We start from the raw sequence: 22261 nt of genomic DNA, 5'->3' as shown, positions 1-22261 counted from the left end.
TGGGACATGAAGATCCAAATGATGTAGCGAATTGAACAGGGAGTGTCCTATGCGCGTTGCGTCTTTGCTGTTCCTCACCGTCAGTACCTGTACCTTTGCAGACACCCTTCCGAGTTTTCTCAACAGCAACGAAACCATTCGCAATCTCCCTGTCCCGAACCTTCCCGCCGACGCCTACCGCCCGACGGCTGCGCCGCTGCAAGTGCCGGAGCCCGGAGCGACCCAGGGCCAACCGTTGATGATGGGCACCAAAGTCACCCTCAAAACCGTGCAGATCGAAGGCGGGACGATTTACCCGCTCGGCGAACTGGCAACGCTCTTCCAGCCTTTGCTTGGCCACGAAACCAGCCTCGCCGATCTGATCGAAGCCACCCGCAGCATCACTCGTCGTTATCAGCAGGACGGGTATCTGCTGTCCTACGCGTTTCTGCCTCAACAGTCCTTCGACAATGGCGTGGTGCGCGTGGTGCTGGTGGAGGGTTACATCAAGGATTACCGGTTGCAGGGCGACGTCGGGCGGGTCAAGGGGCTGCTCGACAAACTGGTGGCCAAACTCCAGACCGAGCGGCCCCTGACGCGCAAGACTTTCGAGCGCTACACCACGTTGATGAGCCGCATTCCCGGCGTGACCTTGCAGGCCCAAGTGCCGCCGCCGGGCACCACCGACGGCGCGGCCTACCTCGTTGCCCAGGCCAGTCGCAAGCCGTTTACCAGCTCGCTGAGTGCTACCGAGGACAACCGCAACGGCACCCAGGCCTTGCTCGGCGCGAGCAGCAACTCACAGACGGCCATGGGCGAACAACTGAGCCTCAGCGGGCTGTTTCCGCCTGGGGACGACGATGAGCATTACTACCGCCTGGACTACAACCAGTACCTCAACGCAGAAGGCACACAACTGGTCTTGTCCGCCTCGCGTTACCGCGCCGACCTGGGCACCAACGTGCAACTGGACAACGGCATCGAACTCAAGCCTCACCGGGAAAACGATCGCTATTCCATCGGCTTCAGTCACCCGTTCATTGCGTCACCCAACGAGCTGCTCAGCGCCGGATCGCGGTTGTACGCGGTCAACGACAAGACACGCTACCAGGTCGTCGGCTTCCCGCTGACCCTCGAGGAACGCACCGACCTTCGCGCCCTCGCCTTCGAAAGCGACTGGCGCAAGGCCGATGAACAACAACTGCGCATTCTCAGCGGCGGGCTGTATCAGGGCATCGACGGCATGGGCGCAAAAACCAACAACCCTGAGCTCGACCTGGACTTCTTCCGCCTGCGGTTCTCAGGCGTGCAGAGCGACAAGTTTTTCGACAACTGGCAGGGGGTGATTTCCGCCGCGCTGTACTGGAGTGACGACACCTTGCCCGAAAGTGAACGCGCGGTTTTCGGCGGACAAAATTTCGGCCGTGGTTACCCTGACGATCAGGCCTCGGGCGACAAGGGATGGGGGGTGGCATATGAGCTGAACTACAGCTTCAACCGCGACGGCAATTGGGTCAGGGTGCTGCAACCTTATGTGGTGATGGATCGCGCCAGGACCTGGTTCAACGAGTTACCGATCAAGGGCAACAACCTGTCCTCGGCGGCGGTCGGATTGCGATTTGGTGACGCGAAGTACTACAACATCGCGCTTGAAGCGGCCAAGCCGATGTCGGATGAGGCGCTGGATACGTTCAATCGCAAGCCGAGGTACAGCATCAGTTTCAGTTATCAGCTGTAGGTCGTAACGAACCGGATGAAGGCGGGCGTCAGACCGATTTCGCTGGCAAGCCAGCGCCACGGGTCCGTGGGGTTTGGGGGAGGTGGGGGATTTACAGATTGACCAGATTCAACCGTGGCTGCGGAAACAGGTTATTCAGCGTCTCCAGCAACCGCACGTGATAAATCGGCTTGCGAAACAGGTCGAGCACCTGCAATCGCAGCATGTCGCTGACGTCCTCCATGTCCGCGTGGCCCGACGTCACGATCACCGGCAAATGTTGCCGGGAGGTATGTTCGCGCAGCCGTTTGATCAGCGACATGCCGCTCTCTTCCGGCATCCGCAGATCGGTGATGACCAGCGCGATATCCGGGTGGAGAGTCAGATGGTGCAGCGCAAGTTTCACCGAGGTGGCGGCAAAACAATGAAAGCCTTCGCCTTCGAGCAACTCCGCCAACTCCAGCAACGCGTCCTCTTCATCATCGACCAGAAGAAGCTGTTGGCGTGCAAGTGCGGGAGCGTTCATGGGCAACACCTGAAATGGACTAAACACTGACGTTAGAATCCTGGGGGTTTGGCAGTTTGCCCCGCGGCACTTCCACCGCGGTTATGTCAGCGCCGTCTTGATATTGCCGAACAGAGTGCTGATCGCCCCTTCAATATCCGAACTCAACCCCGCAATCACCAACGCAACCATCGCGGCCACGACCGCGTACTCAATACCCGAAGCACCCTCGGTATCTTTGGCCAGCCCTTGGTAAAAAGCGATTTCGGATTTGATCTTCTGAGCGAGCTTGGTGAAGGACATGACGTTTCTCCTTGATGACGACGGGTGTTGCGCAGTCGCAACATGATTCCCCTATGCCAGCATCAGCATTGTCGGCATTCCCCCTGCCAGCAACTGTAAGAATGAATTATTACTAAAGTATTAGCCCTTTCGTTGACGTCAAAGAAACCGCGCCGCCTTGCGCCCTTCATTAGTAATTTTCACAACAGTAATGGCATTTCGCTTTAGCTGCGCTACCGTCAAATAGCGAAATAGTTCAAGTTCATAGCTGCCTGTTTGAGAAGTTGTCTCGTCGGAAAAGACGAGGTTGTTTGAGCAGCGGGAAAGGGAGAGCCGTTATGAACAGTCGTGTCACCCTGGGCCTGGCCGGCGTGCTGCTGGTGGGCGCCATGATTGCCGGTTACTGGGGCCTCACGTTAAGCCGTCAACCCACTGCCGAACCTGTCGCGCCAGTTGACACGGGCTCGTCCGCCCCCTCCCCACAGGCATCTGCTTCCGTCGAGGATCCCACCCGTCATCCGGTAGTGGTACTGCTGCGTGACGTCGCGCCGTTCGAGCAAATCACCGCAGCCGACGTGGCCGTGGAAAAACTCGCCATCGTCCCCGCCGGCAGCCTGAGCCGGATCGATCAAGCTATCGGAAAGACGACCTGGCGCGCCCTGGCCGCCGGCACCTGGCTCAATGACGAAAGCTTCGAGGCCGGCAGCAAACTGGCGCGAATGATTCGCCCAAATGAGCGCGCCCTCGCCGTGGCCGTCGATGAAGTTATCAACGCCGGAGGGCAACTCACACCGGGGGACTACGTCGATGTGCTGCTGTTTTTGCGCCTGGACACCAACAACCCGCAGCCATCGGCTCAACTGGTTGTCCCGGCCCTGCGTGTACTCGGGGTCGGCGAACAGTTGGGGCTGACCAACGACGGCCAACCCGCCAGCCCGGCGCGCAGCAGCGAAGAAAAGCTCAAGCAGGAACAGTCGCGCGTCAGCGCCCGGACGGTGGTGCTCGCCGTTCCCGAAGCACTCTTGAGTCGTCTGATGCTTGCGGCTCAGGCCGGCGTGTTACGCCTGGCGGTGCGCAGCGCCGAGGAGAAACGCCTGGCCCGTTACTGGGCTGGCGAAAGCGATGCTTCGGCCAACCTCGCCAATGCCAACCGCGAGCTGATCCAGTTCAGCCAACTGGCCATGACGCCCGCGCCCAAGCCCATCACCACCACTAGCACTAGCAACGTCGCAGCACCGCGCAGGTCGAGTGTGGAGGTCATTCGCGGCAACGAAATCACGCAACAAACTCCCTGAATCGAGCAAGGACGCATCTAAATGCGCAGACGTTCCATGCCCATGTTTCAAGGCCTGTTCTGGGTCTCTCTGTTAAGCGGACTGCCGCTGACGGCGACGTCAGCCGCCGTAGGAAATTGCGCCGCACTCGCTGCATTGCCGGCAGCGCTGGAAGTCGGTGAAGGGCTGCAACAGGAGGTGCAGTCCCCGGTGGCGATCACGCGAGTGGCCGTGGGCGACCCGAAAATCGCCGACGTGCGCGTCAATGGCAACCAAGCCTTTTTGCTCACCGGCATGGCGCCCGGCGCCACCAGCCTGATGGTTTGGACAGCCTGCGCCAGCGCACCGCGCCAGAGCATGGTGTTCGTTCAGGGACGGGCCACGGCGGCCATGACCACTGCCGCGCAACTGCCGTCCGATGACACGTTGCTGCCGTCGCAAGTGCAGACCGATATCCGCTTTGTCGAAGTCAGCCGGACCAAACTGAAAGAGGCCGGCACCTCGATTTTCGGCAAGGCCTCGAACAACTTTCTCTTCGGCGCCCCGGGCACGGTTCCCAACACTGGCGTCACGCCAGGCGTCGTGCCGCTGTTCAATATCGATCCACGCATCGCGGCGCCGAGCATCCCGTTGCTCAACGACAGCTTCAACATTGTCTGGGGCGGTGGCAGCAGCAAATTCCTCGGCATCGTCAACGCCCTGGAAGGCAGCGGCTTCGCCTACACCCTGGCGCGACCAAGCCTGGTGGCCCTCAGCGGGCAGAGTGCGAGCTTCCTCGCGGGTGGTGAAATCCCGATCCCGGTGCCCAGCGCCAACAGCAACAGCTACTCCATCGAATACAAGGAGTTCGGTATCCGCCTGACGCTCACGCCGACCGTGGTCAGCCACGACCGCATCGCCCTCAAAGTGGCACCGGAAGTCAGCGAACTGGATTACAACAACGGCGTGACCATCGGCGGCACCACCGTGCCGGCGTTTACCATTCGCCGCACCGACACCAGCATCTCGCTAGCCGACGGCGAGAGTTTCGTCATCAGCGGCTTGATCAGCACGCACAACGCGTCCGAAGTCAGCAAGTTTCCCGGGCTGGGCGATATTCCGATTCTCGGCGCGTTCTTCCGCAACTCTCAGCTCAAGCGCGAAGAACGCGAACTGCTGATGATCGTCACGCCGCACCTGGTGCAGCCGCTGGCCGCCAACGCACAGTTGCCCTCGTTGCCCGGCGAAAAACTGCGGAACTACGACCCGAACTGGTATCGCCTGTACTTCCTCGAAAACGGCAACTTCGACAAACGCAGCGGATTATCGCAATGAGCCAGAGTCAAAGCCTGAGTCAGACCTTCCTCGCGATCACACGCAACAGCACCGACCTTGAATGGCTTCAAGGCGCCCTCGCACCCTTGGGCCAGGTGGTCAGCGCCGGTGGCGGCAGCCTCGACGAGTTGCTGGCGCTGGTGGATGTGACCTTCGCCAGTCTGGTGTTCGTCGGCCTCGATCGTGAGCACGTGGTAACCCAGAGCGCATTGATCGAGGGTGCGCTGGAAGCCAAACCGATGCTCGCGATCGTCGCGTTGGGGGACGGCATGGACAATCAGCTGGTGCTCAATGCCATGCGCGCCGGGGCCCGGGATTTCGTCGCGTATGGCTCGCGTTCCAGTGAAGTCACAGGCCTGGTGCGCCGGCTGGGCAAACGCATGCCGTCCGTGGCGCCAAATACGCAACTGGGCAGATTGACCGTGCTCTACGGTGTGCAGAGCAACGCCGACGGGGCACTGCTTGCCAGCCACATGGCGCAAGTGGTGCAGAAGAGTGGCCAGCAAACGCTGCTGCTCGACCTCGGCCTGCCACGCGGCGACAGCCTGGCGCTGCTCGGCCTGGAAAGCTCGTTTCACTTCGGCGATGCCCTGCGGCATTTGCGGCGCCTCGATGCGACGCTGATCGACAGCGCATTCACCAGCTGCGATGCCGGGCTGCGAATCCTCGCCTACGCCAACAACGATGATTCCCTGGAGCGCACCAGCGCCGCCGAGTTGTACATGTTGCTCAGCGCCTTGCGCCAACACTTCCAGCACATCGTGGTGAACCTCACCGGCCAGTCCGACAGCGAAGCCTTGCGCACCTTTGTCAGCCATTGCGACAAGTTGATCTGGTACACCGACCAGAACGTGATCGACTGCCGCCGCAATCTGGTCCTGCTCACCCTCTGGCGCGAAAAAGGCATGAAGCTCGATCACGCGCGACTGCTGGTGGACCGCTACCTGCGCAACGTCGCGCCGGACCCGGAAACCCTCGGTAAAAGCTTCGGCATGGAAGTCATCGCAACGCTCGCCTACAGCCCGGAAGTACGCCTCAATGCCAAAAACCAGGGCGTCACCCTGTTTGAACTGGCCCCCCGCGATGGCCTGACCCAAAGCCTGCGGAACCTCGGCGAACGCCTGGCCAGGCGCTCCGAAGGCCTGGCCAAACCCAAGGCGGGCTGGTTCACCCGCTTGAGGGGCACGCCATGAACGGCGAAAAACTGTTCGGCGCTCCGGTGCGCACCTCCACCGGCAACACAGACCACGAAGGCCTGAAACTGGTGCTGCACCGCTACATCATCGACGCCATTGAAGAGTCGGGAAAAAACCTGCTCGAAGGCTCGCGGCAAGTGCTCTCGCACTTCGTCATCGATAAAGTGGCCGAGTACATCGCCCGTTTGCACCTGGCGATCTCCCGCTATGAGATGGAACGCCTGGCCGAAGAAATCGTCGATGAGCTCACCGGTTTCGGTCCGCTGGAAGTGCTGTTGCGCGATCCGGCGGTCAGCGAAATCCTGGTCAACGGGCCGCATCGGGTGTTCGTCGAACGCGACGGCATCCTGCATCAGAGCGACCTGCGTTTTGTCGACGCGCATCACGTCGAACGCGTGATGCAGCGGATCCTCGCGCCCCTGGGCCGACGGTTGGACGAGTCGTCCCCGATGGTCGATGCGCGCCTGCCGGATGGCAGCCGGGTCAACGCGATCATCCCGCCGATCGCTCTCGACGGCCCATGCCTGTCGATTCGAAAATTCCGCAAGGACATGCTTAAAAGCGCCGACCTGATGGCGATGCAAACCATCGACCAGGCGATCCTGGAATTCATTCAGGAGGCCGTGGGCAGACGCTGCAACATCCTGATCAGCGGCGGCACCGGCACCGGCAAAACCACGTTGCTGAACATCCTCAGCCAGTTGATCAGCCCGCACGAACGGCTTGTCACCATCGAGGATGTGGCCGAACTGCAACTCGGCCACCCGCACGTCGTGCGCCTGGAGACACGCCCGCCAAATGCCGAGGGCCACGGCGAAGTGAAGGCCAGCGACCTGATCCGCAACGCCCTGCGGATGCGTCCCGACCGGATCATCCTCGGCGAGATTCGCGGTGTCGAAGTGGTCGATGTGCTCACCGCGATGAATACCGGTCACGACGGCTCCATGAGCACCGTGCACGCCAACAACGCCCAGGACGCACTGTTGCGCCTGGAAACGCTGGTCGGCCTGACTGGCCGCACCATCGCCGAACGGACCCTGCGGCAAATGATCTGCGCGGCCCTGGACGTGGTGATTCAGTTGACGCGCATGCCCGATGGCCGCCGCTGCGTCAGTGAAGTGGTGGAGGTAATCGGCATCCGCGACGACGTCTACGTCACCAACACCTTGTTCCGTCTCGACCGGCGCAGCGGTGTCGGTTTCCTGCGCGAGGCGGTCAACCCCGCCGGCGACAAACTGCGCCGCGAGTCGGCGCTTTCTCCCTCAGCGTATTGAAGGCCACGGCATGCTCAAACCGCTGCTGCTCATTCTTGTCTGCCTGGGTTTGTTCGGGTTGTCGGTGCGCTTGTTCTATCGCGGCATTCGCCAGTCCGGGACCGATCGGGTCCTTGATCGACTGGCCCACGAGCAGCCGCAGCGAGTGGTCGAGAAGTCCTCATGGGCCGGCCTGGAACGGGCGTTTTTGCGCGCCGGTCTCGGCCGCCCCACCGAGCGCATCGGTCTGTGGCTGACACTCTGGGTGTTTGGCATCCTGCTCGGTATTGCCGTCGGCAGCTGGATCGGCGCCCTGCTGTCGTTGCTGGTGCCGCCCTTGGCGGTGCGGCTGTATGTCAGTTGGCGTTATCAGCGCCGGCTCAAACGCATGATCGAACAACTGCCGCCGCTACTCGATCACGCGGTGCGAAGCCTGAAGTCCGGGCGAACGTTGGCGGATGCGGTACTGGGCGCCATCGAGACCGCGGAACATCCGTTGAAACAGGCCATGGGCCGGCTGCAGCGCAACGTGCAATTGGGGGTCAGTTTGCCGGACGCCGCGTCCGACCTCGCCAGGTTGTATGACAAAGACGAACTGCATTTGTTTGCCCTCGGCTTGAAGGTCAACCATCGCTACGGCGGCAACGCCAGCGAGCTGTTGGAGAACCTGATAAAGATGATCCGCGAACGCGAACAGGCTGCGCGCCAGCTCAGCGCCATGACCGGTGAAACCCGCGTCACGGCGTGGGTACTGGGCTGTTTGCCTATTGGGCTGGCCGGCTATTTCCTGATGGCCAATCCTCACTACTTGCTCGCCATGTGGCACGACGATTCCGGGCGAATCATGCTCGCGACCGCGTTCGGCCTGCAGCTGGTGGGCAGCCTTGCGCTCTGGCGCATGTTGCGCAGCGTATGAAGATTCCCTTGCTGATCAGCGCACTGCTGTTTTTGGCCGCCGGGATCCTGCTCATCAGTGGATTGCTCAAGCAGCAGCGACAAGTCCGACAGGTGGCGCAACGGCTGGACGGCAAATCGCCGAGCGCTAACCGTGTCGGGCATTGGCTGCAAGCCTTGGGCAGCAGCCGCATCGGCCAGCGCTCGGTCAAACTGGACAATGAAACCCAGATCCTGCTCAACCGTCTGGGTTGGCGCAGCATCCGGCGACGCTCGTTGTTCGCGGCGTTCCAGGTGGGCGTGCCGGTGCTCGCGCTGGCCTTGAGCATGCTGGTCCAAAGCCTGTTCTTCCCGCCTGTGGAAAACCACTGGATCGCCCCGGCCTTTGTCACGGGCCTCGGCTACCTGCTGCCCAAACGCTTGCTGGCCGCGGCGGCCAAACGTCGTCAGAAACAACTGGCGATCGAGATCTCCACCTTCATTCCGCTGCTGCGCATCCTGTTCGAATCGGGCATGGCCGTGGAGCAGTCGCTGCGCGTCCTTAGCAACGAAGGCAAACAATTACTGCCGGCGCTGACCCACGAACTGCGCCTGGTGCTGGCCCGTGTCGATTCCGGCCTGGAGCTGGGCGAAGAACTGAACAAGGCTTCCCGGTTGCTGGCGGTGGAAGAGTTCACCGACACCTGTGTGATCCTTCAGCAGTTGATCCACCAGGGCGGCGGCGCGATGAAATCCCTGCTGGCCCTCAAACAGTTGCTCGATGACCGGCGCCTGACGCGCTTGCAGGAATACATATCCAAGATGTCCGCCAAAATGTCCGTCGTGATGATGCTGTTTCTCTTCCCGGCGTTGTTGATCGTGCTGGCCGGCCCCGGCTTCACCGCCATGGCCCGGGCCTTTGCTTCCTAGAGGGAATCTGATGAGAGCAATGATTGCCGGTTTGAGTCTGCTGCTGCTGAGCGGTTGTGCGAGCAACGGCCAGACGCCCTGGAACGCCCTGACCAACACCACCCGTTGCGGCAAGCTGAGTTCCGATGAGCAACTGTCAATGAACCTGGCCGACGACATGGCCAACGATGGCAAACTGCACGCCAGCCTGGCCAACCTGCAAAGCCTGCCCGACAACCTCGCCGACGTGCGCCTGCGCAAGGCCAAGGTCTACCGATTGTTGGGCCGCAGCGAAGCCGAGCCGCTGTATCGAAGCCTGCTCGGCAGTTGCCTCGCTGCCGAAGCCGAACATGGCCTGGGCCAACTCGCCGCCGCGAAGGGCGATAACGGCCAGGCTCAAAGCCACTTGCAACGGGCAGCACGACTGGCACCCACTGACGAAAAAATCCGCAACGACCTCGGTGTGGTGTACCTCAATCAATTGCGCGTCGAAGATGCTCGCTTCGAGTTTCTGACGGCGATGGAGCTCAAGCAAAGCGATCAACTGGCGGCGTTGAATCTGGTGACATTGCTGATCTACCAGGATGATTGGAGTCGCGCCGCCGAACTGGTCAGCCGCCTCGGCCTGAGCCCCGCCCAAGTCACCGAAGCCCAGGCACGCGCGGAAAAACTGAAGACCCCGGGCAAAACAGTCCCGGCCAATGCCAACCAGGTCGCTGCCGTCACGGCCCCGAACCTTCAATAGAGAGACGTCATGAAAACGACACTGATCTGTTGCCTCGGCTTGCTGACCCTGCCTGTCGCTGCGCACGCAATCGAGGCTGGCCCGGCGTCGCCGCAACAACAGGAAACCGAAGGCTGGCTGCAACTGCAGAGAAGCAACAAGGCCGCGTCGACTCAACAGCAAACCTCAACCGCGACGGAACGCGAGTTGAGCATGCAGCGCTGGCTGAAGAGTTATGAGCATGAGATCCCGCAGTTCTTCGATCAGGATGAGGGCGGGAAGGTCGATAGCGGATCGGGGGGATAACAGCCCCTCTTAACGAGCCTAAGTGGCGCGATGGATGCGAAAGTCCCGATCATGCAGGCGCACAGTGCTAGTGAGCCGTAACCCTCTGGCGCAAACCCGAATTGCTGGGCGTTAACGCCAAAGCCAGCTGCGTCCGATTATGCATGTGCGTCAACCGCAAGACCTGCGACACGTACAACTTTACCGTGTTCTCGGTAATCCCCAGCTCACAGGCAATCTGATAGTTGGTCTGCCCCTTGCCCACCAAACGCGCCACATCCAACTGCCTGGGCGACAGTTGATTGAAAACCGCCGGGATCTCAATCCGATCCAGATCACTGTCATCGCTATCAGAGGAATTCGATGACTGCGGACTACGCCGAACCTTGTCCAGATCCTGATACAGATCATCGATCGACTCGGAAAGATACTGGAGCTTCTGATTCAAATGCCCCAACTGCAAACTCTTCTGCCGCTCCCGCAATGCCACCTCCTGTCGCGCAATGCCCTCGAGCAACTCATCCAGGTCAATCGGCTTCTGATAGTAATCGGCAATCCCGGCACGCAAAGCCTTGATCACATCCTGCTTGTCCGCGCGCCCGGTGAGCATGATCGCTTCGAACGCCCGATGCTTGCCGGACAACCGTTGCAGCTCCTGGACCAACTGGATGCCATCCAGCCCGGGCATGTGCAAATCGCAGAGCACCAGGCCGATGTCCGCGTCTTCAGCGAATCGTTCGACTGCCTGACCGCTGGACTCACATGGCACACAACGGTAACCGCTGCTTTCAAGAAACTCGCAAAGTTCTTCGACAATCAATGGTTGATCATCGACCACAAGGACTTTCACTACGGAGGTAGGCTTGTTCACATGCAACTCCCTGCAAAAACAAAGGCTGGCTGTTCCTGTACCGACAGCCACGGGCTGTACAACAACTGATTTGAAAGTAGACGTACTTTTTGACTATGTACATAGAACAGGTGACTAGTGAATCCAGGCGAGGGACAGCAAAAAACCCAGCAGTACGAAGGGTGCAAATGGCTGCTTATTTGACGTTCCGGGTCCCAGATATTGAAGAAGATTCCTAAGGTCCTGACTCAAAAGAAGCCAGACTCTTGGCGCCAGCAGCAGCCAACAGACACTGGCCAATCCGGCGCCAATAAATGTGCCCAGTACATGCATACCGTCCGTCGCAAGAGCCAACGCTGTCATGAGTTTCACATCGCCTGCGCCCAGGCGCCGCGCCGCATAGCCGGGCAACGTGAAGGCCAGCGCCAACAGAAAAGCCCAACCACCCTGCACGGCTTCGGCCCCTAGCCAGGTGCGGCCGGTCCACCCCAGAAACACCAGTGCCACCAAGCTGGCGCCCAGGGTCAGATGATTGGCGATGTGCCGCTGCCGAATATCCTGCTCGGCGCATAGCGTCAGCCACACCAGTAGGAAAAAACTCTGCATTCGGTAAAAAACGTCCGTTTTGGCTGAATGATTCTATGCTGACATTACGCAGTGATTGTCAGGGTAGACGCACTCATGAAAACCAACCTCCCCCGCCAGCAAAAAGGTGCCATCGCGATTGAGTTCGCCTTGGTGTTCGTCATGTTTTTCGCTGTGTTTTACGGCATCGTCACCTACAGCCTGCCGCTGTTGCTTATGCAATCCTTCAACCAGTCGACCGCAGAAGCTGTGCGCCAAAGCGTCGCGCTCGACCCGAACACACCCGGTTACGACACCGTGATAAAGACCGTCGCCACAGCTGAACTGAGCCGGCAACTGGCCTGGATTCCGGCAACGCTGAACTTCAACGTCGCCACCGATACCACCGCCACTTACGCAGGCGGGGTATTGAAGGTCTCCATCAACTACCCCACCAGCAAACTCAAGCATGTCATCCCGTTTCTGACCCTGCCGGGAATCGGCTCGGTACCCAACCTGCCGGCCACGCTCACCGCCAGTTCGAGCCTGCAATTTTGAGCTCCGGGGACAGACTGTTCGGGCGCCTGCTCAACCGCCAAATGCCACCGCCCCAGAACGCGCCGAGCCGCTTGAGCGTGCCGGATGTCGGTTTACAGATGCATCTGGATGCCGAAGGCCGGGTGCTTCATCTGACCGGTCCGTTGCGACATGGGCTGGCCCAGCAACTGAGCGCCGCCCGGGCGCCGCACCTGCTGGATTTTCTCTTGCCCCACAGCTTCCTCGCCGTTGAAGGCACACCGGCCGATTGGCAGGGGCAACTGCTGGACCTGGATTTTTACAGCCTCAGCGGGTCCCCCCTGCACCTGCGCGGCTGGGTGCAGCCGTGGGCTGACGCCTGGCTGCTGCAGTTGCTGGACATCGGTGACTTGTTGCACGAGCGTCGGCAATCGCGCAGCCGCGAACAATCCCAATGGCTCGCGACGCAGATCGGCGACCAGTTGCGCCTGTGCAGCATGGCGCGTCTGCCCGAGGTGTTGGCGGAGCAATTACAGAGCCTGGCCCAGCGTTATCAAGTCCCTTGCATCGCCTTGGCATTGCTGGATGAGCACGAAGACGGTTGGCAGATCCACCAGCACTACGCCGCCTTCGACGCCCCACAACTGTGGCAAAACGGTCAGCGCCTGGGCACCGGTCTCGACAGTTTGAACGGCTCCGCCCCGCAGCCTCTTGCGCTCGGCGAGCACCCGCGCCTGCAAGCCACTTTCGGCAATGCTGAAGGGTTTGCAGTGCCCTATCACGACGCGCAAGGTGTGGTCGCATGGTTGCTCTGCGGGTTTTACCCGGCGCAGCAGCGAGCACCCGACGTCGGCGCCCGCGACTGGTTGCAGCTCGCCGCAGCGCTCGCCGGCCCGCTGCTGGAGCGCTTGCGCGAGTATCGGCACCATGTGCAACTGGAGCGGCTGGACTCGTTACAAGCCCTGCTGGGCAGCGGTTGGTGGGAAATTTTCAGCGACGGTGCCGAGGTGCAATTGGCGCCGTCGCTGGCCAGCACCCTCGACCTGCCCGATACACGCCTGCCCCTGCCTGACTGGCTTGAGCAGTTCCATCCCGCCGACCGCGAAGAACTGCGCAGTCGCCTGCAAGACTTGCAGGATGAGGGCACGCCTTTGCTCCTCTGTGTGCGCCTGCATCGCCGAGACGCACCGATCTGGTATCGCCTGCAGGGCCAGGCCTTGGGCATCGGCAAAAACCGGCGGCTGGTGGGCTTCATGCTCGACATCAGCGACATCAAGAATCAGGAGCAACAGGCGGCGGCGGCCCATGCCCGACTGGACAACCTGATCGCCAGTTCACCGGCGGTAATCTATGTGCAGCGCTATGCCGAAGGCGCGTTGCAACCGAGCTTTTTCAGCGACAGCCTGCTGCCTTTGCTGGGGTGGACCCTCGCCGATTGCGCAGCTGGAGCGCTGGTGGAACGGGTTCATCCCGAGGACCGCGAGCGCTATTTCGAACGCTCTCGGCAACTGCTTCGCGAAGGCTCGGTCCGTGCGCGCTACCGGCTGCGTGACAGTCGCGGCGACTACCACTGGCTGCTCGACGAAGCCAAGCTGTTACGCGACGACCTTGGCCTGCCGGTCGAAGCGGTCGGATTGTGGCTGGACGTGACCGACGCGACCCTGGCCGCCGAGCACGTCAAACAAAGCGAAGAGCGCTATCGGATTCTGGTCGAGGATTCCCCGGCGATGATCTGCCGTTATCGGCCGGACCTGACCCTGACCTTCGGTAACCGCCCGCTGGCGACGTACCTGGAATGCCTGCCCGAGCAACTGCCAGGCGTGAACCTGGGCAGCTGGATGTCAGCGGAACAGCAGGCAGCGTTTCTCCGTCGACTGGGCCAGCTGAGCCCGGAGTTTCCGGTCAGCACGGCGGAAATCAACCTGCAGCTGCCGGGACGGGAACACGCCTGGTGGGTCTGGTCGGATCGCGGCGTGTTCGATGCGCAAGGCCGTTTGCTTGAGGTTCAGGCCGTGGGCCGCGACAACACCGAAGTCCGCCGTTCGCAGCAGCAACTTGCCCAGAGCGCGAAAATGGCCACCCTCGGCGAAATGGCCACCGGCCTGGCCCATGAAATCAACCAGCCGCTGAACGTGATGCGCATGGCCATCGTCAATGTGCTCAAGCGCTTGAGTAACGGCGATGTGCAGATCGATTACCTGACCGACAAACTCAACCGCATCGATGCGCAGGTCCAGCGGGCGGGGCGGGTGGTGGATCACATGCGGGTGTTCGGTCGCCGCTCGGAGATCGAACAGCACCCTTTCAATCCGGTTCAAGCCATCGAAGGCACGCTGTCGTTGCTGGCCGAAGGCATGCGCGGCAAAGGTATCGAGTTGAGGGTCAGCGAGACAGGCTTCGAGGCGCTGGTGCGCGGTTATGTCGATCAGCTGGAACAGGTACTGATCAACCTGATGGTCAACGCCCGGGATGCGCTACTCGTCAAACGTGAGGCGGATCAACAATTCAAACCGTGGATTTCGCTGTACGCCGAACGTGATGCGCAGTCGGTTCGACTGTGGGTCGAGGACAACGGCGGCGGGATTGATCCGCGCCTGCTGGAGCGGATCTTCGAACCGTTTTTCACCACCAAGCCGGTAGGCGTCGGCACCGGGTTGGGCTTGTCGGTGAGCTATGGGATCGTCGAGAACATGGGCGGCAAACTCAGCGTGCGGAACTCGACCGAGGGTGCACGGTTTTGTATCGAGCTGCCGATTGCCGTGGACAATCAGATCACCAGATAGGCTTTGCCTTTTTGCCCGCAGGTGAGGTTGAAACCGACGTCAACTTTATTGACGTCGATCCCGAGGTTGAGCAACAGGCTGTCGACGATCGGATCAATCAGAGGCGCGATCAGGCCACTGATGGCCGTGACCAGAAGTTGGGTGACATCAGCCAGCGTCGACAGCAAGGTATTGAGCAGTAACCCCAACAGACTGCCAATGGTCGGAGGGTGTTGGGTTAACGTGATGCCCATGAGCGTCCCCTTCAAACTGCCCACGACATCCGACACCATCACCGGGTGCGTGGGGTCTGGCGCCACATTGACCTCATGCGGATTGGCGAAGGTGTAATTGGGCTCGCTGGTGCCGGCAACGGGGCTGTCGATCTTGAGTTCCAAACCGCCGCCGCCGAACGGTGTTCGCGCGCCGCAGCTGAGCAAGTGGCAGGTCTTCGAGCCGATATCCACCAAGGTCAGCGGCGACAGACTGGACGCCGCGGAAGAGGAGAGCCAGATCGCCGGATCGATTTTGCCGACCTTGAGTTGCACCGCGGAGATATTGGTGGTGGCGGTGAGGCTTTTGTTTGCAGGGCTGGCGCAGGCGTAATCGGTGACGTAGCTGCTGCCGACACCGGCTTCAAGACCGACGTCGAGGTTCAATCCATCGGGCAGTATTTGCAGGTCCGTCTGGGTGCAGTTGCCCAGGATGCAGCCGGGCGCCAGAGCCGTATTGATCAGGCTTGTCACCGTCTGTAACAGCGCATTGACGGTTTGCAGGACGACATTGATCAGCGTCAGGTCCACCGACACAAGGATGCGGATTTGTGCAGTACGCACGTATATTTTGTTCGCGCCCAGCGGTGCCACTTTCGCCAGCGCGGGGTCACCTACCGCAGAAAACTGCGGCGGCTGAATGACTTTGATGCGGGTGGTCATGCCAGCCAGTCCCATCACATTCACCGGCAATACCGCGGCCACCGCGCTGTTCTTGTTCGCCAGTTGCACAAACCCTTGAACCAATTGGAACAGTTGCACCGTGGCGTCGAGACTGGCCGCTTGTGCGCCGGTTTGCAGCTGGAGCAAGTCACCCAACTTGATCGGTGAGGCATTGGTGGCGGCCAATTGGAGATTAACCAACGCGGTCTTGACGGTCGCCGTGGAGCCGTTGGCGGGCAGTACATCGGCGGCGGCCTGGATGAATTGGGTCACGCTGGCTTGCGTGTTCAACAACGTGATGTAGTCACCCGCCGCCACGCCCAGCTTTATCGCCAGTCGATCCATGAACTTCAACAAATTGACGTCGGTTTTGATCAAGCCGTCCCAGCCCACGGCCGTGAGGTTGACGTTGCCGCCCAACAAGGTCGAGAACAGCGGGTTCAACAGGTTCGATCGGGAGGTATCGGCGCCCACGAGGCTGCTTCGAATGCTGAGTTGTGCCAATGTCAGCTTGGGCTCGGCCGCCACGGCGGTGGCGCTGAGCTGGGTGGTTAAAGCGACGGGCCCGCCGGACAGCAAAGCGCCGATGCCGGCGGCCACGCTGGTGGCAACGGTCTGGGTGGCGATGACGCGCACGGCGGCGCTTTTTGTGGCGTCGACAGTGAAGGCGCGCAGGTTGTCCGCGCCGGTCTGCAAGGTGCCGCAACTGACCGTCAGCGTGTTGCTGGCGTTGACGGCAAAACCGTTACGCGTCGCACTTTGCGTGGCGTAACTGGTAGCGCTGAGCCCGGGCAGGCAATTGCCATCGCGGGTCACGGCCTCGAGTGCCGCGGTATCCGCCACCCGCTGCAATTTCCGTTGTTCCAGATAGAGCCGACCGCTGTCGATGACCAGCACCGTGAAGCCTAGGGCCATGGCCAGGGTCAGGGCCGCCATCAATCCGATCGCCCCCCGTTGCCGGGCCGGGCCGCGAAACTGCATGCGGGGAGACATGGCGCACTCCTTTGCCGGCGCGCTGCCGGGCGCTACCTCCATTGGTGAAAAGCAGTGTAGACAAGGCTGGAAGAGCCTGCTGGCAACCCGCCACTCCAGCCCCAAAAAACAGTGGGAGCGGGGGTTCCGGCTTACTTGGGTGGGTAGTTGGCCAGTATCCGGCCGACCGTTTCACGTATCGCCGTGCTGCGATCCGACGGGTTCGGTGAGCGGCTGAGGATTTGTTCGTCACTGCCGCGCCACACCAGTTTGCCGTCCTTGCCGTCGAGCAGGTCGATCTGAATGATTGCCACTTTGTAGCTGATGTTGCGGGTTTCGTTGTACATCGGCCCGCCCCAGTAGCCATTCCACGGGTTACCCCACGCGCCGCCGTAGTTGGTGGTCACTTGTTGCTGACGGTCTTCGACGATCAGGTAGGTTTGCACGCTCAAATCACCCTGTTTGCCCGCAGCGGCCGGGCGCAGGCCACGCTGATCCAGCTGATCGGCCACCGATTGGCGAATGCGCTGTTCGGTCAGGTCGCTTTTGATCCGTGGGTCATCGGGGCGATATTGCAGGGCGGGGTCTTTCCAGCTCCAGCTGCGATAGGCGGCGAAGTCGCGGCTGGCGTCGAAGTCATGATTGACCTGGTTGGCGGCGCAGGCGCTCAGGAGCGCGGCCACTGCCAGTAAAGCGAGACGGCGGAACATGATGATTCTCCGATTGAAGACATGAACCTGCGGAACGCTTCCTGATTGCAGAAGCTAACTGGGAGGATACGCCGACATGGCCTTTTCCACAGCCTCCCGTATGGCATCGGCGCGGGCGCTCTGGCTGCCCTTGTTGGCGGTTTCGGCGCTCGCGCTCCACACCGGTTGACCGCTTTGCGCATCGAACAGGTCCACCCTCACGACCACGACCTGTTCCGAATACGTGCGAACGATCGGCACCGTGTTGTACATGCCATAACCGCTGCCGTGGTGGTTGTAACCGCCATAGCCGCCGTAATAACCATAGTCGTCCCGGACCTGACGCAAGCGGGTTTCCAGATGCAGATTGGCACTGACAAACAAGTCCGCCGGGCGATTGTCATGCAGCGGCCGCAAACCGCGCTGATCGAGGGCATTGCTCACGGCCTCGGCGACTTGCGCCGAATCCGCCCAGGCCGCCCCCGCGGGCATGCGCCCGTTGAGCCACGCCCAGCTGCGGTAGCGACCGTAGTCACGCGGCGCAGCCGGGTAGGCGCTGCGATCGAAGGTGTTGGCCGCCTCGGGTGGCGCCGGCGGCAACGGTTTGGAACTTGCCACATAGGGATTGGTGCCCTGGCAGGCAGCCAACCCGAGACAGATCACCAGTAACCCTGAACGACGTTTCATTTCGCGCTCCGATCAGACCGGCCGACAGATCCAGTGCAAGTAGCGCCCAAGCCCGGCAAAACTTGGGTGACGACGGTGGGCCAGTTCCATTTCCAGCAAGTCCACGAGTTCGGCGCGGGCCTGGAACTCCACCGGCATGTAGTCGTGAAAAACACGCACCCCGCTCTGGGTTTCGACCTGCCACAGGCCTTCAAGTTGCGCCGCCAATTCACGCGGATCAAGCGGCTGCTGTGGGGTCAGGCTCTGCTTTTCACCCGCCATGTCGTTCTTGCGCATTTTGCGGAAGTGCCCCTTGAGCAGGTTGCGATAGATCAGCGCATCGCGGTTGTAGAAGGCCAGGGACAACCAGCCATCCTGCTTGGTCAATTGATGCAGTACCGGCAGGATTGCATGGGGTTCCGCCAGCCATTCCAGCACCGCGTGGCACAGGACCAGATCGTAGGGCTCGGTGAGTTGGCCGAGCAAATCCTGCCACGGCGCCTGAATGAAAGTAGCCGTCTGGCCGGCGTCGGCAAAACGCTGGCGGGCGCCTTCCAGCATCGGCTCGGCGGGCTCTGCCAGCGTCACGTCATGACCGCGCTGGGCCAGCCACAACGACATGTGGCCCAGGCCGGCGCCGATGTCGAGCACACGCAGCGGACGGTCAGGCAGGGTTTCGGCCAGGTCGGCCTGAAGCACCGCCAGGCGGATCGCGCCCTTGGCGCCGCCGTAGATCTTTTCGGCGAAACGGGTTGCCAGTTGATCGAAATGACGGTCACTCATCAGCTGAACCTCCGTTCACTGTCCGCCAGTTTGCTGCGCACCACTTCATTCATGTCCAGCCCCAACTCGCTGCACAGCAGCAGTAGATAGAGCACGATGTCACCGACCTCCTGCCCGGCATGGGCCAGTTTGTCCGCCGGCAACTGGCGTGACTGGTCTTCGCTCAGCCACTGGAAGATTTCCACCAGTTCGGACATTTCCACGCTCGCGGCCATGGCCAGGTTTTTCGGGCTGTGAAATTGCCGCCAGTCATTGCGGTCACGGATGGCGTGCAGGCGTTCGGTCAGTTCAACAAGGTTCATCGGGCTCTCCTGAAGGCGTATAGCTTCGGGGGGATGACTGAGGAAGGCAAGCATCTCGGTAAGGCGCGTTTCTTTGCTCCATAATCAAAAAGATCGCAGCCTCCGGCAGCTCCTACAGGGAACTCGCCACCGCGTTCAATGGCCCAAGGCTCAACCACTTACATCAGGACGTTAACGACATGCAGGTAGAAAGTTTTTTCGAATGGCTCGGCCAGGCAATCGGTTCAGTCATCCGCTTTATCGTTGACGCCCTCAGCGGCCTGTTCAATCTGTTGAGCCATGCCGGCAGCAATTTTGTCGAAGGATTGTCCCGCGCGCTGGGCATGGACACATCGATCATCAGCATCATTGCGTTGATCCTGGGGCTGATGCTGTTGTGGTCGGCGATCCGGGCGTTCATGAATGCGTCGGTCATCATGGGGATCATCTGGTTGCTGCTGGGGTTGTGGCTGCTTAGCTGGATAATCCACTAGCCCTCGCACAAACACTGTAGCGAGGGAGCTTGCTCCCGCTCGACTGCGAAGCAGTCGTAAATCAGCCAGCGCGGTGTGTCTGCATACACTCGAAGTCGGGGGGTGGGGCCGCTTCGCGACCCAGCGGGGCAAGCTCACTCGCCACAATTGATGCTGCGGATTCGCATGTATCGCTACAATGCCGGCTCTCCAAGGAGCCTGCATGTCCAACCTGATTGCCGACTGGCGCGACCGCCCGACCCATCGCCGGGTCTGGGCACTCGCCGCGCCCATGATCCTCTCGAACATTTCCGTGCCACTGGTGGCGCTGGTCGACAGCACGGTCATCGGCCACTTGCCTCACGCCCATCAACTGGGCGCTGTCGCGGTCGGGGCCAGCCTGTATACCTTTCTCGCCTGGGCCATGGGCTTTCTGCGCATGGGCTCCACCGGTTTTGCCGCCCAGGCCGCCGGACGCGGGGATGGCGCAGCGTTGCGGCAGATTCTGTTGCAGGGGCTGTTGCTGGCCATGGTTCTGGCCATTGCATTGGGGGCGGTGGGCATCCCGTTGAGCGGAGTCGCGTTGCACTTCATGCAACCCTCGGCAGAGCTGGACCAACTGACCCGCGAATTCTTTCACACGCGGTTGTTCGGCCTCCCGGCCGCGCTGGCCAGTTATGCGCTGGTCGGCTGGTTCCTCGGCACGCAAAACGCCCGGGCACCACTGGCGATTCTGCTGAGCACCAACCTGGTCAACATTGCGCTGAACCTGTGGTTCGTCCTCGGCCTGGATTGGGGCGTGGTCGGTTCGGCCCGGGCTTCGGTAATCGCCGAATGGACCGGCGCGCTGATCGGCCTGCTGATGACCCGCAAGGCCCTGCGCGCCTACCCCGGCCACATCGCCTGGGCCGCACTGGCGCTGTGGCAGAGTTGGCGACCGTTGTTGGCGGTCAATCGCGACATATTCATCCGCAGCCTGTTGCTGCAATCAGTGTTTTTCCTGATCACCGTACAGGGCGCACGACTGGGTGACGCCACCGTCGCGGCCAACGCCTTGTTGCTCAACGGGCTGCTGCTGACCGCCCATGCGCTCGATGGCCTGGCCCACGCGATGGAAGCGTTGTGCGGACATGCCATTGGCGCTCGCGACCGTGATGCCCTGCGCCGCTCACTGGTCGTTGCCTGTGGCTGGTCGTTGTTGGCGAGCCTGGGGTTTGCCGTGCTGTTTCTGTTCGCCGGGCACTTGTTCATCGAGATGCAGACTGACATTCAGAGCGTGCGCGATACGGCATTCATCTACCTGCCCTACCTCGCCGCCCTGCCCTTGATCGCGGTCTGGAGCTACTTGCTCGACGGGCTGTTCATCGGCGCCACCCGCGCTCGGGAAATGCGCAACGGCATGCTGTTGACCGTGATTCTGCTTTTGCCGTTTGGCTGGGCGTTGCAAGGTTTGGGCAACCACGGACTGTGGATAACCTTCCTGTTGTTCATGGTGCTGCGCAGCCTGACCCTTGGTGTGATTGCCTGGTTTCTGCGCAACAACGACGGCTGGTTCAGCGGCCGGGCTCACTGACCCGGCGTCGCCTTCACGAACGCGGCGACCTGCTCCAGCACCGGCGCCAGACCGCGCATCGGTCGTGACAGGGTCGCTACCAGCGTGGCGTGGCCGGGACGCGAGAAGTACAGGTCCTGCACCGGTACGCCCGCCTCGCGCAGCTTGCGCGCCAGGCCGCCGGTGTTGCGCGCCGGGTTGACCAGCTCATCGTCCGTCGCGGCCATCAACAAGGCTGGTGGCGAGCCACGACTGACGTGATTGATCGGCTGCGACTGCGGCGGTGAATCCGGCCAGAAAAATACCGGGCGTACGTCCGGATTCTTGATCGGCAAAAAATCATACGGTCCCGCCAGACCGATCCAGCCGCTGAGATTGTGTGGCGACAGGCCTACCGCGCCGAGCAGGTCGGGGTCCAGCGCCAACATCGCAGCGTTGTACGCCCCGGAACTGTGGCCCATCAGATATAGCCGCTGCGGATTCCCGGAAAACTGCCGAATGTGTTCGTGTGTCCAGGCAACCGCTTTTGCGCCATCTTCCAGGAACAGCGGATAACGCACCTGCGGATATAACCGATAGTCTGCCAGCACCGCGACAATCCCCCGAGACGCCAAAGCCTCGCCGACAAACCCGTAATCGCTGCGGGACCCGCTGTTCCAGCTGCCGCCATAGAAAAACACCACAACAGGGGCGTTCGCCACGGGATGACTCGGCACGTACACATCGAGTTTTTGCCGCGGATCAGCACCGTAGGCGATGCCCTCGGTCTTGTCGAAACTCCCGTCGGGCGTCAGGGCATTGAGCAATTTCAGTGGCGAGCACGCCGTCATCGCCAACAGCAGACACCCGCCCATTGCCAGGCAGAACAGTCGCCGCAGAGTGCTCGTCATTAATGCCGTACCTCGTA

General features: G+C 61.3%; 23 protein-coding genes. 13 read left to right on the top strand and 10 right to left on the bottom strand.

Going from position 1 to position 22261, the window contains the following annotated elements; all coding sequences use genetic code 11:
- Positions 1-49: 49 nt before the first annotated feature.
- On the top strand, positions 50-1717 hold the full coding sequence (locus B723_RS08785) for a ShlB/FhaC/HecB family hemolysin secretion/activation protein (RefSeq protein ID WP_017336377.1): 1668 nt from the start codon (positions 50-52) through the stop codon (positions 1715-1717).
- Positions 1718-1808: 91 nt separating this feature from the next.
- Here B723_RS08785 and B723_RS08780 read toward each other — a convergent pair whose 3' ends face one another.
- Together B723_RS08780 and B723_RS08775 are read right to left on the bottom strand one after the other, a co-directional pair.
- Positions 1809-2222 carry a response regulator gene (locus B723_RS08780; protein WP_017336376.1) on the bottom strand — a complete coding sequence of 138 codons (414 nt, stop codon included), beginning with the start codon at positions 2220-2222 and terminating at the stop codon, positions 1809-1811.
- A gap of 81 nt (positions 2223-2303) precedes the next feature.
- Positions 2304-2504, bottom strand: coding sequence for a Flp family type IVb pilin (locus tag B723_RS08775; RefSeq protein ID WP_017336375.1), 201 nt, complete (start codon positions 2502-2504; stop codon positions 2304-2306).
- Positions 2505-2821: 317 nt separating this feature from the next.
- Between B723_RS08775 and cpaB the strand changes: the two genes are divergently transcribed.
- Genes cpaB through B723_RS08735 form a run of 8 tightly spaced genes read left to right on the top strand, consistent with a single transcriptional unit; the run spans position 2822 to position 10332 of the window.
- Positions 2822-3778, top strand: a complete 957-nt coding sequence (gene cpaB / locus B723_RS08770; protein ID WP_017336374.1) for a Flp pilus assembly protein CpaB — start codon at positions 2822-2824, stop codon at positions 3776-3778.
- Positions 3779-3799: 21 nt separating this feature from the next.
- Entirely contained in the window at positions 3800-5071 is a 1272-nt protein-coding gene (locus B723_RS08765; protein ID WP_017336373.1) for a type II and III secretion system protein family protein, read from the top strand.
- Positions 5068-6264 carry an AAA family ATPase gene (locus B723_RS08760; protein ID WP_017336372.1) on the top strand — a complete coding sequence of 399 codons (1197 nt, stop codon included), beginning with the start codon at positions 5068-5070 and terminating at the stop codon, positions 6262-6264. Before B723_RS08765 ends, B723_RS08760 begins: the two co-directional genes overlap by 4 nt.
- Complete coding sequence (locus B723_RS08755) at positions 6261-7541, top strand: CpaF family protein (protein ID WP_017336371.1); 1281 nt, start codon at positions 6261-6263, stop codon at positions 7539-7541. The genes B723_RS08760 and B723_RS08755 overlap by 4 nt, the downstream gene beginning before the upstream one ends.
- 10 nt (positions 7542-7551) lie before the next feature.
- Complete coding sequence (locus tag B723_RS08750; RefSeq protein WP_017336370.1) at positions 7552-8436, top strand: type II secretion system F family protein; 885 nt, start codon at positions 7552-7554, stop codon at positions 8434-8436.
- Positions 8433-9323, top strand: coding sequence for a type II secretion system F family protein (locus B723_RS08745; protein ID WP_017336369.1), 891 nt, complete (start codon positions 8433-8435; stop codon positions 9321-9323). Before B723_RS08750 ends, B723_RS08745 begins: the two co-directional genes overlap by 4 nt.
- A gap of 10 nt (positions 9324-9333) precedes the next feature.
- Positions 9334-10047, top strand: a complete 714-nt coding sequence (locus B723_RS08740) for a tetratricopeptide repeat protein (protein WP_017336368.1) — start codon at positions 9334-9336, stop codon at positions 10045-10047.
- A gap of 9 nt (positions 10048-10056) precedes the next feature.
- Positions 10057-10332, top strand: coding sequence for a DUF3613 domain-containing protein (locus tag B723_RS08735; protein WP_017336367.1), 276 nt, complete (start codon positions 10057-10059; stop codon positions 10330-10332).
- A 67-nt stretch (positions 10333-10399) separates the two neighbouring features.
- Here B723_RS08735 and B723_RS08730 read toward each other — a convergent pair whose 3' ends face one another.
- Both B723_RS08730 and B723_RS08725 read right to left on the bottom strand, forming a co-directional pair.
- A complete protein-coding gene (locus tag B723_RS08730) occupies positions 10400-11182 on the bottom strand; it encodes a response regulator transcription factor (protein WP_017336366.1) in 783 nt (260 codons plus the stop codon).
- Between the two features lie 114 nt (positions 11183-11296).
- Positions 11297-11767, bottom strand: a complete 471-nt coding sequence (locus tag B723_RS08725; RefSeq protein ID WP_017336365.1) for a prepilin peptidase — start codon at positions 11765-11767, stop codon at positions 11297-11299.
- A gap of 75 nt (positions 11768-11842) precedes the next feature.
- Between B723_RS08725 and B723_RS08720 the strand changes: the two genes are divergently transcribed.
- Both B723_RS08720 and B723_RS08715 read left to right on the top strand, forming a co-directional pair.
- A complete protein-coding gene (locus B723_RS08720) occupies positions 11843-12283 on the top strand; it encodes a TadE/TadG family type IV pilus assembly protein (RefSeq protein ID WP_017336364.1) in 441 nt (146 codons plus the stop codon).
- Complete coding sequence (locus tag B723_RS08715) at positions 12280-15024, top strand: ATP-binding protein (RefSeq protein ID WP_017336363.1); 2745 nt, start codon at positions 12280-12282, stop codon at positions 15022-15024. The genes B723_RS08720 and B723_RS08715 overlap by 4 nt, the downstream gene beginning before the upstream one ends.
- Here B723_RS08715 and B723_RS08710 read toward each other — a convergent pair.
- The 5 genes from B723_RS08710 to B723_RS08690 all read right to left on the bottom strand — a co-directional run bounded on the left by B723_RS08710 (position 15009) and on the right by B723_RS08690 (position 19350).
- Positions 15009-16931, bottom strand: coding sequence for a pilus assembly protein TadG-related protein (locus B723_RS08710; protein ID WP_017336362.1), 1923 nt, complete (start codon positions 16929-16931; stop codon positions 15009-15011). The genes B723_RS08715 and B723_RS08710 overlap by 16 nt on opposite strands.
- Positions 16932-17062: 131 nt before the next feature.
- On the bottom strand, positions 17063-17620 hold the full coding sequence (locus B723_RS08705) for a DUF4136 domain-containing protein (RefSeq protein ID WP_017336361.1): 558 nt from the start codon (positions 17618-17620) through the stop codon (positions 17063-17065).
- Between the two features lie 54 nt (positions 17621-17674).
- A complete protein-coding gene (locus tag B723_RS08700; protein WP_017336360.1) occupies positions 17675-18286 on the bottom strand; it encodes a DUF4136 domain-containing protein in 612 nt (203 codons plus the stop codon).
- A gap of 12 nt (positions 18287-18298) precedes the next feature.
- Complete coding sequence (locus tag B723_RS08695) at positions 18299-19048, bottom strand: methyltransferase domain-containing protein (RefSeq protein WP_017336359.1); 750 nt, start codon at positions 19046-19048, stop codon at positions 18299-18301.
- Positions 19048-19350 (bottom strand): MazG-like family protein, encoded by a 303-nt coding sequence (locus B723_RS08690; RefSeq protein WP_017336358.1) that lies wholly within the window; start codon positions 19348-19350, stop codon positions 19048-19050. Before B723_RS08690 ends, B723_RS08695 begins: the two co-directional genes overlap by 1 nt.
- Positions 19351-19529: 179 nt before the next feature.
- On the opposite strand from B723_RS08690, the gene B723_RS08685 reads away from it, so the two are divergent.
- Positions 19530-19823, top strand: a complete 294-nt coding sequence (locus B723_RS08685) for a hypothetical protein (RefSeq protein WP_017336357.1) — start codon at positions 19530-19532, stop codon at positions 19821-19823.
- A 202-nt stretch (positions 19824-20025) separates the two neighbouring features.
- Entirely contained in the window at positions 20026-21375 is a 1350-nt protein-coding gene (locus B723_RS08680) for an MATE family efflux transporter (RefSeq protein ID WP_017336356.1), read from the top strand.
- Here B723_RS08680 and B723_RS08675 read toward each other — a convergent pair.
- Positions 21369-22244: an alpha/beta hydrolase gene (locus B723_RS08675; RefSeq protein ID WP_031318341.1), complete on the bottom strand. Its 876-nt coding sequence runs from the start codon at positions 22242-22244 to the stop codon at positions 21369-21371. The two genes, B723_RS08680 and B723_RS08675, sit on opposite strands and share 7 nt — an antisense overlap.
- Positions 22245-22261 lie beyond the last annotated feature (17 nt).

Source organism: Pseudomonas fluorescens NCIMB 11764, from assembly GCF_000293885.2.
Taxonomy (GTDB): Bacteria; Pseudomonadota; Gammaproteobacteria; order Pseudomonadales; family Pseudomonadaceae; genus Aquipseudomonas; species Aquipseudomonas fluorescens_B.
This window is presented reverse-complemented; position numbering and strand designations above follow the sequence as displayed.